The organism is Curtobacterium sp. MCPF17_003 (assembly GCF_003224385.1).
Taxonomy (GTDB): domain Bacteria; phylum Actinomycetota; class Actinomycetes; order Actinomycetales; family Microbacteriaceae; genus Curtobacterium; species Curtobacterium flaccumfaciens.
In genome coordinates this window covers 54,771-67,959 of the sequence record NZ_QKLC01000003.1, presented here as the reverse complement: position 1 = coordinate 67,959, position 13,189 = coordinate 54,771, and the positions used below count along the sequence as shown (strand labels likewise).

Genomic DNA, 13,189 nt, shown 5'->3' with positions numbered 1-13,189 from the left:
CGGGCGTACCGGGTGGGTTGTTTCGACCAGGTACGCCCGAATCCGCTTCCCAGTCCGGGCGTCATGGGAAGGAACGCACTCCAGCACCCGTGCATAGGGTGGGCAGATGGCAACCCCGTTCGACGTCCCGAGCACCCTCCCCTACGCCCTGCCGCCCTTCAACGACGTGCGACTCGAGCACTACCGACCGGCGTTCGAGGCCGGCATGGCCGAGCAGCGCGCCGAGGTCGAGGCCATCGCCACCGACCCGCACGCCCCGACGGTCGAGAACACCCTGGTCGCACTCGAGCGATCCGGGCAGCTGCTGACCCGCGTCAGCCACGTGTTCTTCACGCTGTCGTCGGCCGACTCGACCCCGGAGTTGCACGACCTCGAGGCCGAGGTCTCCCCGCTCCTCGCCGCCCACCGCGACGCGATCACGCTCGACTCCCGCCTGTACGCCCGCGTGCAGGCGGTGCTCGACGGTGCCGAGGCCGCCGGACTGGCGGGCGAGGCGCTGCGACTGGTCGAGCGGACGCACGCCGAGATGACCCTGGCGGGCGCGGGCCTCGACGACGCGGGCAAGGAGCGTCTGACCGCGATCAACCAGGAGCTCTCGACCCTCACGACGACCTTCGAGCGGAACCTGCTCGAGGACACCAACGACTCCGCCGTGCACGTGACCAGCGAGGACGAGCTCGAGGGGCTCGACGACGGTGCGAAGTCCGCCGCGGCCGCCGCCGCTGCCGACCGGGGCCTGGACGGCTGGCTCATCACGCTGCCGCTCTACACAGGACACCCGTGGCTGTCCTCGCTGGCGAACCGGGACCTGCGCGAGCGGATCATGCGCGCCTCGCTCGCCCGCGGTCGTCGCGGCAACGAGTACGACAACCGCGACGTGCTGCTCCGCATCGTCCGGCTCCGCGCGGAGCGCGCCGAGCTGCTCGGGTTCCCGAACCACGCCGCTGTGGTCACCGCCGACGAGACGGCGAAGACCCCCGAGGCCGTCGACGGGCTGCTGTCCTCGCTCGTCGGCGCTGCTGCACGGAACGCCGACGACGAACGCGCGGTCCGGTCGCGCACGGTCGGCTTCGACATCGAGTCGTGGGACTGGGCGTACGCCACCGAGATCCTGCGAGGCGAGCAGTTCGCCGCGGACAGCACCGCGCTCCGCCCGTACTTCGAGGCCGACCGGGTCCTGCACGACGGGGTCTTCCACGCCGCGGGCGCCCTGTACGGTCTGACCTTCACCGAGCGCCCGGACCTGCACGGCTACAACGACGAGGTGCGGGTCTTCGAGGTCACCGGCGACGACGACGAGCCCGTCGGACTGTACCTGCTCGACCTCTACACGCGCGACGGCAAGCGCGGCGGCGCGTGGATGAACCCCGTCGTCGAGCAGTCCGAGCTGCTCGGCACCCTGCCCGTCGTGGTCAACAACCTCAACGTCGCGAAGCCGTCCGCCGGCTCCCCCACCCTGCTCATCCAGGACGAGGTCGAGACGCTCTTCCACGAGTTCGGGCATGCCCTGCACGGCCTCGTCGCCCGCACCACCTACCCGCGGTTCTCCGGCACGAACGTCGAGCGGGACTTCGTCGAGTTCCCGAGCCAGGTGAACGAGATGTGGCTGTCGTGGCCGTCCGTGCTGGCGAACTACGCGAAGCACCACGAGACCGGCGCGCCCCTGCCGCCCGAGCTCGTCCTGGGGCTCAGCGAGTCCGAGGGGTTCAACGAGGGCTTCGGCACCACCGAGTACCTCGCCGCAGCACTGCTCGACCAGGCGTGGCACCGGCTCTCGGCAGCCGACGCCGCGGCGGTGACGTCCGTCGCGGACTTCGAGCGAGACGCCCTCGCCGCCGCCGGCATCGCGGTCGAGGCCGTGCCGCCGCGCTACTCGTCGACGTACTTCGCGCACACGTTCTCGGGCGGGTACGACGCCGGGTACTACGGGTACATCTGGTCCGAGGTGCTCGACGCCGACACGGTGGAGTGGTTCCGCGACAACGGCGGGCTGGACCGCGGGGCTGGCAAGCGGTTCGCCGAGCGGCTGCTCGGGGTCGGCGGGGCGAAGGACCCGCTGGAGGCGTACCGGGACTTCCGCGGCCGCGACGCCGAGGTCGGCCCGCTGCTGCGGCGCCGCGGGCTGGAGTAGGCCCGGCGGCGACACCGGCACCGTCCCCGGCGGCGACACCGGCACGGGCACCGGCCCCGGCTCGCACCAAGAAACGGACACAGCACCACGGAATTCCGAGGTGCTGTGTCCGTTTCGTGGTTCCGGAGGGCTACGCCGACTTCTCGACGCGCTTGGCCCGGGGTCGCGGCACGATCGTCGGCGCCGCGTTCTCGAGCACGGACTCACGGGTGATCACCACGCGGGCGACGTCGTCGTCGGACGGGACGTCGAACATCACCGGGCCGAGGACCTCTTCGAGGATCGCCCGGAGCCCGCGGGCGCCCGTCTGGCGCAGCACCGCGAGGTCCGCGATGGCCTCGAGCGCACCCTGGTCGAACTCGAGCTCGACGCCGTCGATCTGGAACATCCGCTGGTACTGCTTGACCAGCGCGTTCTTCGGCTCGGTGAGGATCTGCATGAGCGCCGCCTGGTCGAGCTGCGACACCGTGGTGACGACGGGCAGACGGCCGATGAACTCGGGGATGAGACCGAACTTGTGCAGGTCTTCCGGCAGCACCTCGGAGTAGAGGTCCTGGTGGTCGGTCGCACTGTGCAGAGGCGCCCCGAAGCCGATCCCACGCTTGCCGACGCGCGAGGACACGATGTCCTCGAGCCCGGCGAACGCACCCGCCACGATGAACAGCACGTTCGTCGTGTCGATCTGGATGAACTCCTGGTGGGGGTGCTTGCGGCCACCCTGCGGCGGGACCGAGGCGACCGTGCCCTCGAGGATCTTGAGCAGCGCCTGCTGCACGCCCTCGCCGGAGACGTCGCGCGTGATCGACGGGTTCTCGGCCTTGCGGGCGATCTTGTCGACCTCGTCGATGTAGATGATGCCGGTCTCGGCGCGCTTCACGTCGTAGTCGGCGGCCTGGATGAGCTTGAGGAGGATGTTCTCGACGTCCTCGCCGACGTAGCCGGCCTCGGTCAGGGCGGTGGCGTCCGCGACGGCGAACGGCACGTTGAGGCGCTTGGCCAGCGTCTGCGCCAGGTACGTCTTGCCGCAGCCGGTCGGGCCGATGAGCAGGATGTTCGACTTGGCGATCTCGATGTCGTCGCGGTCTTCGGCGGCGGTGATCTGCCCCTGCGCCCGGATGCGCTTGTAGTGGTTGTAGACGGCCACGGCGAGGGCGCGCTTCGCCGGGTCCTGCCCGATGACGTACTCCTGCAGGAAGTCGAAGATCTCCCGCGGCTTGGGCAGTTCGAAGTCCCCGCTCGAGGTGTCCTCGCCGGCTTCGGCCAGACGTTCCTCGATGATCTCGTTGCAGAGCTCGACGCACTCGTCGCAGATGTAGACGCCCGGTCCGGCGATGAGCTGCTGGACCTGCTTCTGGCTCTTGCCGCAGAACGAGCACTTGAGGAGATCGCCGCTCTCTCCGATGCGTGCCATTCCCGTGCCTCCCTGATTGGACATGTCGGCCGCGCTGTCGCACCACCGCTGGTGCACCGCTGCTGGTGGGCACCTCGTCGTGGACACGAGCCTAACCGCAACCGGTGACACCGACCGCGATGCCCCTCCGGAATCCGCCCGCGCGTTCGCCCTGGGCGTGCGACCCTGCTACGGTGATCCGGACTTCTCTACATCTTGTAGAACAGCAGGTGCAGAACCACCCCGGAAGGAACCCCATGCAGAAGCGTCTCGCCGCCGGCGGCGCCGTCACCCTCGGTGTCGCGGCCGTCATCGTCCTCGGTAGCGCCACGACGGCCAGCGCGCACGTGTCCGCCACGGCCACGTCGACCGCAGCGAACTCGTACACCACGGCGACCTTCTCGGTCCCGCACGGCTGCGACGGCTCCCCCACCACCAAGATCGAGTTCCAGGTGCCGGAGTCCGTCATCGAGGTCACGCCCACCGTGAACCCGAACTGGACGATCACGAAGGCGACCGAGCCCTACACCGACCCGTCGGCCTCGGCATCGGACGAGGACCACGCCGAGACGGCCGCCGAGCGTGTCACCAGCGTCACGTACACCGCGAAGACCCCCCTGCCCGCCGACGAGCGCGACACCTTCGCACTCTCGTTCTCGCTGCCGGACGGCAAGGCCGGTGACCTCGTCGAGTTCCCCGCGATCCAGACCTGCGAGAAGGGCAGCGTCGAGTGGAACCAGGAGCAGCAGGCCGGCGAAGCCGAGCCCGAGCACCCGGCACCCTCGATCACGCTGACCGCCGCCGAGGCGACGGACGACGACGGTGACCCGATCGCCGCGACCCCGACGGCCGAGGCCGCCGGCACGACCGCCTCGAGCGACCCCGACCTGGTCGGTCGCTTCCTCGGCCTCGGCGGCCTGGTGCTCGGTGCCGTCGCACTGGTCGTCGCCGTCGCCGGCACGCGTCGTCGGAGCTCCGCCAAGTGACGCGGCGCGGCTCGCGTCGGTCCCACCCGCGGCCCTCTGCCTGGAGGCTCGTGGCCGGGACCGCCGCGGCCGTCGCGATCGCCGGTGGTGCGGTCCTCGGGCTCGCCGGTCCGGCCAGCGCGCACAACTACCTGGTCTCGTCCGACCCCGAGGTCGGCGGCACCCTGACCGAACTGCCGGAGACGTTCGACATCACGACGAACGACAAGCTGCTCGACATCGGCGACTCGGGGTCGGGCTTCGCGTTCCGCATCGTCGGCCCCGACGGCAGGTACTACGAGGACGGCTGCGTCGACGTCGAGGGGCCGTCGATGACCACGACCGCCGCACTCGGCGACTCGGGCGGGTACACCGTCGAGTGGCAGATCGTCTCAGCCGACGGGCACACCGTGTCCGACGAGTACCCCTTCACCTGGAAGGCACCGTCGGGCTTCACTCCGGCCTCGGGTGCGGCGAAGCCCCCGACCTGCGCCACTGCGGGTGACGACGACACCGGCTCGGACACCGCCACCGGCACGGCCTCGGGGTCGAGCGACTCGGCGGCGTCCGACGCGATCTGGATCGGCGCCGGTGGCATCGTGCTGGTCGGCGTGGTCGTCGCGGTGCTGCTGCTCCTGCGTCGCAAGCCGGCCCCGGAGTCCGACGACACCGACGACTGACCACCGCGCAACGACGAAGGCCCCGCACCGTTCGGTGCGGGGCCTTCGTCGTTCGTGCTGGTGCTACTTGACGAGCGCCGGCAGGTTCTTGCGGCTGGTGAGGACCTGGTCGATCAGGCCGTACTCCACGGCTTCCTGCGCGGACATGATCTTGTCGCGCTCGATGTCGTGGTTGATCTCCTCCGGCGTCTTGTTGGAGTGCTTCGACAGCGTCTCCTCGAGCCAGGTGCGCATGCGGAGGATCTCCGCCGCCTGGATCTCGATGTCGGACGCCTGACCGCCACCCTGCTGGGTCGCGGGCTGGTGGATCAGCACACGGGCGTTCGGCAGCGCGAGGCGCTTGCCGGGGGTGCCACCGGCGAGGAGCACCGACGCGGCCGAGGCAGCCTGGCCGAGGCAGACCGTCTGGATCTGCGGACGGATGTACTGCATCGTGTCGTAGATCGCCGTCATCGCGGTGAACGAGCCACCGGGCGAGTTGATGTACATCACGATGTCGCGGTCGGGGTCCATCGACTCGAGCACGAGCAGCTGGGCCATGACGTCGTCAGCCGACGCGTCGTCGACCTGCACGCCGAGGAACACGATGCGGTCCTCGAACAGCTTGGCGTACGGGTCCTGGCGCTTGTAGCCGTAGGCCGTGCGCTCTTCGAAGCTCGGCAGGATGTACCGATTGGACGGAGCCGGGACGTTCTGCGCGCCACCGAGCATGGGGAGATGCATTCTCGTTTCCTTTTCTTCGGTGGTGATCAGGACTGGGCGTCGGGCTCGGCTGCGCTGGTGGGCGTCTCGCCGTCGCCGACGGTGCCACCACCGCCGATGACCTCGGCGCTCGAGGCGCGGAGGTGGTCGACGAAGCCGTACTCGAGCGCTTCCTGCGCCGTGAACCAGTTGTCGCGGTCGTTGTCCTTGAGGATCTGCTCGACCGACTTGCCGGTCTGCTCGGCCGTGAGCTCCGCCATGCGCTGCTTCATGTCGAGGATGACCTTGGCCTGCGTCTGGATGTCGGCGGCGGTACCGCCGAAGCCACCGGACGGCTGGTGGAGCAGCACGCGCGCGTTCGGCGTGATGTAGCGCTTGCCGGGCGTGCCGGAGGACAGCAGGAACTGTCCCATCGACGCGGCGAGGCCGATGCCCACGGTGACGATGTCGTTCGGGACGAACTGCATCGTGTCGTAGATCGCCATGCCGGCGGTGATCGAACCACCGGGCGAGTTGATGTAGAGGTAGATGTCCTTCTCAGGGTCCTCGGCGGCGAGCAGCAGCAGCTTGGCTGCGATCTCGTTCGAGTTGTCGTCGCGGACCTCGGAGCCGAGCCACACGATCCGGTCTCTCAGAAGGCGGTCAAAAACACTGGGGTTCAGTGTTGCTTCGGCCATGGAAAAGCTCCCGTTCAGTTGTCGCTTGTTGTCGAACTTATCGGGTGCAACGCACCAGTTCTCGTCTGTTCGCTGTCGGCAATGCGAAGGTGCGGAAACGACGGACGGGAGGCACGGTGCCAGCTGGCACCGTGCCTCCCGTCAAGTCGTGCTGGTGGCGTCGAGATCGTTACTCGGCGTCCCCTGCCGGCTCCTGCGCGACGCCCGCCGTGAAGGCGGACAGGTCGACGGCGTCGCCGTTGGTGTCCTTGACGGTCACCTTCGACAGGACGGTCGCGACCGCCTTCGAACGGGCGACCTCGCCGACCATGCCGGGGATCTGGCCGTTCTGGTCGATGACCTTGATGAACTCGGCCGGCTCCATGCCGTACTGCGCGGCGGCCTGGATGAGGTACTGGGTCAGTTCCTCCTGCGAGACCTGGATCTCTTCCTTCTCGGCGATCGCGTCGAGGAGGATCTGCGAGCGGAAGGCGGTCTCGCTGGACTCGGAGACCTCCTTGCGGTGCTCCTCGTCCTCGAGGCGGTTCTCCTGCTCGAGGTGACGGTGCACCTCGTCGGCGATGAGCTGCTCCGAGATCGGGATGTTGACGTCCTCGGTGAGCTTCTCGACGAGCTTGTCGCGAGCCGCGGCGCCCTGACCGAAGGTCTTGGACTTCGCGATCTGCTCCTTGAGGTCCGCCTTGAGCTCGTCGATGGTGTCGAACTGGCTGGCGATCTGGGCGAACTCGTCGTCGGCCTCGGGGAGCTCGCGCTCCTTGACGGCGGTGACGGTGACGGCGATCTGGGCGGTCTCGCCCTCGCGGTCGCCACCGACGAGCTTCGACTCGAAGGTCGTCGACTCACCGGCGGTCAGGGACTCGAGCGCCTCGTCGATGCCCTCGAGCAGGTCGCCGGAGCCGATCTCGTAGGAGACGCCGGTGGCCGAGTCGACCTCGTCGTCACCGATGCTGGCGGTGAGGTCGATCTGCGCGAAGTCGCCGGTCTTCGCCGGACGGTCGACCGTCACGAGCGTGCCGAAGCGGGTGCGGAGGTTCTGCAGTTCCTCTTCGATCTCGTCGTCCGACACCTCGACGGCGTCGACGGTGAGCTCGTACGAGGAGTAGTCCGGCAGGTCGAACTCAGGGCGGACGTCGACCTCGAAGGTGAGGACGAGGTCGCCGGTGAAGTCCGCGACGTTCGGCAGCTCGGCGACGTCGGCCTCGGCACGGCCGAGGATGCGCAGCTCCTGCTCTTCGACCGCCTGGCGGTAGAAGTTGTCGATGGCGTCACCGACGGCGTGGTTCAGGACCTCGCCGCGGCCGACGCGCTGGTCGACGATCGCCGGCGGGACCTTGCCCTTGCGGAAGCCGGGGATGTTGATCTGCTCGGCGATGTGCTTGTAGGCGTGGTCGATGCTCGGCTTGAGATCGTCCGGCGTCACGTTCACGGTGAGCTTGACGCGGGTGTCGCTCACCTTGTCGACGGTGCTGGTGGCCAAGGGATGTTCTCCTGTTGGTTGACGTTCGTGTGGTCGGTGGTGCTCGAAGGACCTGGTCGGGGCGACAGGATTTGAACCTGCGACCTCCCGCTCCCAAAGCGGGCGCTCTACCAAGCTGAGCTACGCCCCGTTGGTGTGTGCCAGGGATCGGCCGCGCACGCGCAGGGCGCATGCGACCCCGGTGAGTCTAGCGGTCCGACGCCGCGCTGTTCCCGGACGTTGTTCAGTCGTCGTCAGCGGCACGTCGCAGTCCGCGTCGCCAACGGATCCCGACGGCCACCTGGACCCCGAGTGCGGCGACCGCGAGCAGCAGTCCGACGACGATCCGCCAGACGTGCAGCAGTGCGTGCGCGGGCTGCGACTGCGGATCGCCGAACAGGTCGGGGCGCAGGGACAGGACCGCGGCGGCGAGGACCACCAGCACGTACGAGACCACCCGCGACCAGCGGATGGTCCGCGCGGCGCCGGGGTCTGGCTTCGGGATGACGCGCGTCGGCATGTCGGTGCTCGTTCGTCCGCTACGATGGTCGGGCTGCGCCTGGTGCGCAGGCGCGGGGATGTAGCTCAATGGTAGAGCCCCAGTCTTCCAAACTGGCTACGCGGGTTCGATTCCCGTCATCCCCTCCACAACCTCACCTCTCCCGTCAGGGGTCGGCGAACTCGAGGGTGATCTCCGGGGAGTCACCGAGATCGACACGGGCACGCTTCCGCTCCGCCGCCCGCAACGGCACGAGGTACCCGCCGTCCTTCGGGAACAGCGACGTCGTCCACGTCACCGGGCCGATCGTCACGCGGGCCGGGATCACACCCCACCCGTAGGTGAGCACCGGCGCGAGGTCCGCGATGACCTCGGCGGCGTCCGGCGGCACGACGACGAAGAAGAACGGTGACGGGCCGCGCCACTCGATCACCTCGCCGCGGAACTCGAGCTCCATGCGGCGATCGTACGACCGCGGCGTCGAGCGCGCCGGGCCGGGATTCGTTTTCGGTGGATGACGGTTCCGGTTCACGATCGCCGGGGTCTGCGAACCGGAACCGTCATTCGCGAGGAGGAACTGGTGCCTCCCCCGGACCAGCGGGACCGGACGACGGACGCGCCCCGCGCCTCCAGGCCGGAGCCGGGGAGCACGGGGCGCGAGCCTCCGTCAGGATGCGAGCGTCAGCGGTACGACGCGGCCTGGCCGTAGAGCACGTTCGTGAACGACGACACGTACGCCGACTCGTCGCCTCCCGGCAGGTTGTACGTCATGAAGACGCCGTACCCGTCGGCCTTCGTGCGCTGTGCGAGCGACACTGCGGTGGCCTGCGGGGTGTTCTGGATGTCGACCGCGGCGGCGGACAGCTTCGACTTCGGCAGGCCCGGGATCGTCGGCGCCGTGTAGGTGCCGTAGTAGGGGTTCCAGGCGTAGTCGAGCTTCCCACCGATCGACGGGTTCGCCGTCTTCAGGGCGTCGGACGACGGGCCGATGTCGTAGAACGAGATGATCTTGCCCGGCATGTCCGCACGCAGGGCACTGATGAGCCAGCCGATGGACTGCTGGTTCGGCTGCGGGGTACCGTTCACGCCGTAGTCGGAGTACTCGTCGTCCAGGTCCACCCCGTCGAGTCCGTACTGCTTCACCGTCGCCGACACCTGCGCCGCGAAGTCCCGCGCCGCGGCCTTCGTCGGGAAGTTCGCGAGGCCGGCGCCCTGGTGGTTGCCGAGCACCGAGAGCGTGACCTTGATGCCCTTGGCCTGCAGCGGGCGGATCTGCGTGGCGGCCTGGTCGAGGGTGCGCTGCACGTTCTCGTTGTTGTACAGGACCGCCTTGCCGTCCTCGTAGTTGATGTTCGCGGCGAAGATGATCGCCACGTCGAACGCGTTCGCGCCGTTCGCCAGCGTGTACCGACCGACGTTGGCGAGCTCGTCGTTGTTCACCTCGACGTAGGCGATGCTCGTCGGCCCCGACTTGGTGGGCGCAGCGTGGTGCCCGTGACCGTGACCGCCGCCGTGGGACGGACCGTGCCCGTGCCCGTGGCTGGACCCGGACGAGGAGGGCGCCGCGGATGCTGCGGCGGGCACCAGTGGTGCCGCGAGCATGGCGACCAGTACGGTCGCGATGCTGAACTTCGTGGACTTCTTCATGGCGTTCCTCCTTGTGTGGATGGATCGATCACTCGCGTGGGAAGCGGAAGGTGCGGACCTCGTAGGCGTCGACGGCGAACGAGGACGCGTCGACCACCCCGGCCGGGGTCAGCGGCTCTTCGAGCAGCGTCACCTCGGCAGCCGGGCCGAACTCCGCGCCGTCGGCCTCGATGCCCCCGGTCCCCCGCTGCCCCGACGGCTCGTAGACGCGCACGACCAGGTCGCCGGACCGGTCGTCGGCGAGCTTCACGCTCGACAGCACGACGTCGCCGGAGACCTGCACCAGCGGGTCGAAGCCGTGCGCCCCGGTGATCGTCCGCGCGCCCGCGTTCATCCGCACGCCGGCTGACGTGGCTCCGAGCTGGTCGGTGCCGATGACGATGCCGTACCGGTGCGTCTGCACGCCCTGGTCGGTCTCGGGGTCCGGGAACCGCGGTGCCCGCAGCAGCGACAGCCGCACGGTGGTGGTGACGTGCCCGTCGACGGCGTCACGCGTGGTGTCGAAGCCGTGGATCGAGTCGTTCACGAGCGCGACGCCGAAGCCCGGCTCGGACACCAGCACGTAGCGATGCATCGAGGTCTCGAACTTCGCGGCCTCCCACGAGGTGTTCGTGTGCGTCACCCGCTTCTGCGCGCCGAACTGCGTCTCCGCGACGGTGTGCTCGGCACGGACGTCGAGCGGGAACGCCACCTTGAGGAACTTCTCGGTCTCGTGCCAGTCGGTCACCTGGTCGAACTCGACCGTGCGGGACCCCGGCGCCAGGACGATCTCCTGCGTCACCGTCGAGTCACCGAAGACCCGCGAGACGACGACCCGTGCGACCCCGGCCTCGTCGACGGATGCGTCGAGGGCCGACAGCGACACCAGGTCCTCGACGCGGTTCCGGTAGTACCGGTCGACGTCCCACGCGTCCCACATGTTCGGGAAGTCCTGGTGCAGCTGCAGCAGGTTCGCCGCCTGGCCGGCCGCGATGGCCTCGCGCCCACTCGCCAGGTCGACGGCGCTCGTCACGAGCCCCCGCGCGTCGACGACGACCCGCACCAGGTCGTTCGCCAGCACGTACCCGCCGTCCTGCTCGGTCAGCGACACCGCGGTCGCCGCCGCCACGTCGGTCGCCAGGACCGCTCCCTGCGCTGGTGCACCGGCCTGGAGGAACGGGGCCGGGTTCACGACGACGGCTGCGTCTCCGGTGCCGGCGAGCGCCGAGAGCGCCTGGTCGATGATCGCGGTCAGCGCCGCGGCCGTCTCGGCGTAGCGCTCGACCGCTTCGCGGTGCACCCACGCGATCGAGGTGCCCGGCAGGATGTCGTGGAACTGCTGGAGCAGGACCTGCTGCCACAGGGCGTCGAGTTCGTCGTACGGGTAGGCGAAGTCGGTGCGGGCGGCGGCGGTCGCGGCCCAGAGCTCGGCCTCGATGAGCAGCTGCTCGCAGCGGCGGTTGCCCTGCTTCGTGCCGTGCTGCGACGTGAGCGTGGCGCGGTGCAGCTCGAGGTACAGCTCACCCACCCACACCGGGGGGTCGGTCAGCTCGGACTTCGCCCGGTCGAAGAACGCGTCCGGGTGCTCCCAGCGGACCTTCGCGCTGCCCTCGAGGTCGGCCAGCCGTGCCGCGGTGCCGGTCATCTCGCGGGTCGTCCCACCGCCGCCGTCACCCCAGCCGACCGGGGCGATCGAGCCGGTGGCGAGTCGGTTCTCGCGGAACTGGCGGGAGGCCTTCGCGACCTCGCTGCCGGACAACCGCGAGTTGTAGGTGTCCATCGACGGGAAGTGCGAGAACACCCGCGACCCGTCGATGCCCTCCCACAGGAACGTGTGGTGCGGGAACTTGTTCACCTGGTTCCACGAGATCTTCTGCGTGAAGAACCACTCGAAGCCCGCACGACGCATGAGCTGCGGCAGCGCCGGCGAGTACCCGAAGCTGTCGGGCAGCCAGACGCCCTTGGGCCGGATGCCGAACTCGCGCTCGAAGAACCGCTGGCCCTGCGAGAACTGCCGGACGATGCTCTCGCCGGTCGGCATCACGGTGTCGGACTCGACCCACATGCCGCCGATCGGCAGGAACCGGCCGGCCTCGACCGCAGCCTTGACGCGGGCGTAGACCTCGGGACGGTGCTCCTTGATCCACGCGTACTGCTGCGCGCTCGACATGCCGTACAGGAAGTCGTCGGTCTGGTCGATGAGCTCGGCCATGGTCGAGGTGGTGCGGGCGACCTTGCGGATGGTCTCGCGCACGGGCCAGAGCCAGGCGGAGTCGATGTGGGCGTGCCCGACGGCCGAGATCGTGTGCGCCGAGGCCTCGGCGGGAGCGGCGAGCACCTCGGCGAGCGCCGCACGGGCGTCACCGGCGGTCTCCGGGATGTGCTGCAGGTCGAGCGCGTCGAGGGCGTCGTCGAGGGCCTGCAGGATCCGCATGCGTCGGGGTCCGGCGGGCAGCTCGGCCTGCAGTTCGAGCAGGACGTCGACGTCGAGGGCGAGTTCGTGCACCTCGGACTCGAACACGGCGAGCTCCATCCGGCGGGTGGCGTACAGGCGCTTCGACGACGAGGTCTGCACGTCGCCCTCCTGCGTCGGCAGGAAGGGGTGGTAGTCGAGCAGGACGGGGTTCGACGCGGCCTCGACGAAGAGCTCGACGGTCTCCCCGCCCTCGGCCCGCTCGGTGACCAGGACCCACTGGTTGCGTGGGTTGATCGACTTCACGGGTGTGCCGTCGGCCAGGTAGACGAGTCCCTCGCACTGGAACCCGGGCATGTTCTTGTCGAAGCCGAGGTCGATCACGGCCTCCACCCGGCGTCCGGCCCACTCGGTCGGCACAGTCCCGGTCAGCCGGAACCACGTCGTGCCCCAGGCCGCACCCCACGGCGTGCCGACCTCGTAGGGTTCGAACGTGAGCGCGAGCCCCTCGGTCGGGGGGATCGGCTCCCCCGGCAGCTCGTGCCAGGCGGTCTCGAGGGCCGTCGTGGTCGCGTGCACCGCGGGGGTGATCCGCTCGTCGAGCACCCGGCGGGCGCGTCCGGTGGTGAGGGGGATGTCGTCGTGCATGG

11 protein-coding genes and 2 tRNA genes are annotated in these 13,189 nt (G+C 69.4%); 4 read left to right on the top strand and 9 right to left on the bottom strand.

What is annotated here, in order from left to right; genetic code table 11:
- Positions 1-106 precede the first annotated feature (106 nt).
- Positions 107-2,131 (top strand): M3 family metallopeptidase, encoded by a 2,025-nt coding sequence (locus DEJ30_RS04340; protein WP_110859212.1) that lies wholly within the window; start codon positions 107-109, stop codon positions 2,129-2,131.
- A 130-nt stretch (positions 2,132-2,261) separates the two neighbouring features.
- Here the strand turns inward: DEJ30_RS04340 and clpX are convergent, their stop codons facing one another.
- Positions 2,262-3,542, bottom strand: a complete 1,281-nt coding sequence (gene clpX / locus DEJ30_RS04335; protein WP_017886000.1) for an ATP-dependent Clp protease ATP-binding subunit ClpX — start codon at positions 3,540-3,542, stop codon at positions 2,262-2,264.
- Between the two features lie 236 nt (positions 3,543-3,778).
- Between clpX and DEJ30_RS04330 the strand changes: the two genes are divergently transcribed.
- On the top strand, positions 3,779-4,507 hold the full coding sequence (locus DEJ30_RS04330; protein ID WP_181419999.1) for a YcnI family protein: 729 nt from the start codon (positions 3,779-3,781) through the stop codon (positions 4,505-4,507).
- A 50-nt stretch (positions 4,508-4,557) separates the two neighbouring features.
- The gene (locus DEJ30_RS04325; RefSeq protein WP_181419998.1) at positions 4,558-5,166 is read left to right on the top strand and encodes a copper resistance CopC family protein; all 609 of its coding nucleotides are present in this window, start codon (positions 4,558-4,560) and stop codon (positions 5,164-5,166) included.
- Between the two features lie 63 nt (positions 5,167-5,229).
- On the opposite strand, the gene DEJ30_RS04320 is transcribed toward DEJ30_RS04325, so the two are convergent.
- The 5 genes from DEJ30_RS04320 to DEJ30_RS04300 form a co-directional block, all read right to left on the bottom strand.
- On the bottom strand, positions 5,230-5,889 hold the full coding sequence (locus DEJ30_RS04320; protein WP_027464696.1) for an ATP-dependent Clp protease proteolytic subunit: 660 nt from the start codon (positions 5,887-5,889) through the stop codon (positions 5,230-5,232).
- A gap of 26 nt (positions 5,890-5,915) precedes the next feature.
- Positions 5,916-6,545: an ATP-dependent Clp protease proteolytic subunit gene (locus tag DEJ30_RS04315; protein WP_035807635.1), complete on the bottom strand. Its 630-nt coding sequence runs from the start codon at positions 6,543-6,545 to the stop codon at positions 5,916-5,918.
- Positions 6,546-6,714: 169 nt separating this feature from the next.
- Positions 6,715-8,022 carry a trigger factor gene (gene tig / locus DEJ30_RS04310; protein ID WP_027464695.1) on the bottom strand — a complete coding sequence of 436 codons (1,308 nt, stop codon included), beginning with the start codon at positions 8,020-8,022 and terminating at the stop codon, positions 6,715-6,717.
- Positions 8,023-8,075: 53 nt separating this feature from the next.
- A tRNA-Pro gene (locus DEJ30_RS04305) sits at positions 8,076-8,152 on the bottom strand.
- Between the two features lie 93 nt (positions 8,153-8,245).
- Positions 8,246-8,521 carry a hypothetical protein gene (locus DEJ30_RS04300; protein WP_110859209.1) on the bottom strand — a complete coding sequence of 92 codons (276 nt, stop codon included), beginning with the start codon at positions 8,519-8,521 and terminating at the stop codon, positions 8,246-8,248.
- A 54-nt stretch (positions 8,522-8,575) separates the two neighbouring features.
- Between DEJ30_RS04300 and DEJ30_RS04295 the strand changes: the two genes are divergently transcribed.
- A tRNA-Gly gene (locus DEJ30_RS04295) sits at positions 8,576-8,649 on the top strand.
- 17 nt (positions 8,650-8,666) lie between these two features.
- On the opposite strand, the gene DEJ30_RS04290 is transcribed toward DEJ30_RS04295, so the two are convergent.
- The 3 genes from DEJ30_RS04290 to DEJ30_RS04280 form a co-directional block, all read right to left on the bottom strand.
- The gene (locus tag DEJ30_RS04290) at positions 8,667-8,957 is read right to left on the bottom strand and encodes a DUF1905 domain-containing protein (protein ID WP_110859208.1); all 291 of its coding nucleotides are present in this window, start codon (positions 8,955-8,957) and stop codon (positions 8,667-8,669) included.
- A 224-nt stretch (positions 8,958-9,181) separates the two neighbouring features.
- Positions 9,182-10,147, bottom strand: coding sequence for an endo-beta-N-acetylglucosaminidase H (locus tag DEJ30_RS04285; RefSeq protein WP_110859207.1), 966 nt, complete (start codon positions 10,145-10,147; stop codon positions 9,182-9,184).
- 28 nt (positions 10,148-10,175) lie between these two features.
- Positions 10,176-13,187, bottom strand: coding sequence for a glycoside hydrolase family 38 C-terminal domain-containing protein (locus DEJ30_RS04280; protein WP_110859206.1), 3,012 nt, complete (start codon positions 13,185-13,187; stop codon positions 10,176-10,178).
- Positions 13,188-13,189 lie beyond the last annotated feature (2 nt).

Excerpts from the sequence above, each read along its gene's own strand:
- DEJ30_RS04285 (WP_110859207.1), bottom strand. The coding sequence starts at position 10,147 with ATGAAGAAGTCCACGAAGTTCAGCATCGCGACCGTACTGGTCGCCATG.
- DEJ30_RS04290 (WP_110859208.1), bottom strand. The coding sequence starts at position 8,957 with ATGGAGCTCGAGTTCCGCGGCGAGGTGATCGAGTGGCGCGGCCCGTCA.
- DEJ30_RS04315 (WP_035807635.1), bottom strand. The coding sequence starts at position 6,545 with ATGGCCGAAGCAACACTGAACCCCAGTGTTTTTGACCGCCTTCTGAGA.
- DEJ30_RS04300 (WP_110859209.1), bottom strand. The coding sequence starts at position 8,521 with ATGCCGACGCGCGTCATCCCGAAGCCAGACCCCGGCGCCGCGCGGACC.
- DEJ30_RS04340 (WP_110859212.1), top strand. The coding sequence starts at position 107 with ATGGCAACCCCGTTCGACGTCCCGAGCACCCTCCCCTACGCCCTGCCG.
- DEJ30_RS04320 (WP_027464696.1), bottom strand. The coding sequence starts at position 5,889 with ATGCATCTCCCCATGCTCGGTGGCGCGCAGAACGTCCCGGCTCCGTCC.
- DEJ30_RS04280 (WP_110859206.1), bottom strand. The coding sequence starts at position 13,187 with ATGCACGACGACATCCCCCTCACCACCGGACGCGCCCGCCGGGTGCTC.
- DEJ30_RS04330 (WP_181419999.1), top strand. The coding sequence starts at position 3,779 with ATGCAGAAGCGTCTCGCCGCCGGCGGCGCCGTCACCCTCGGTGTCGCG.
- clpX (WP_017886000.1), bottom strand. The coding sequence starts at position 3,542 with ATGGCACGCATCGGAGAGAGCGGCGATCTCCTCAAGTGCTCGTTCTGC.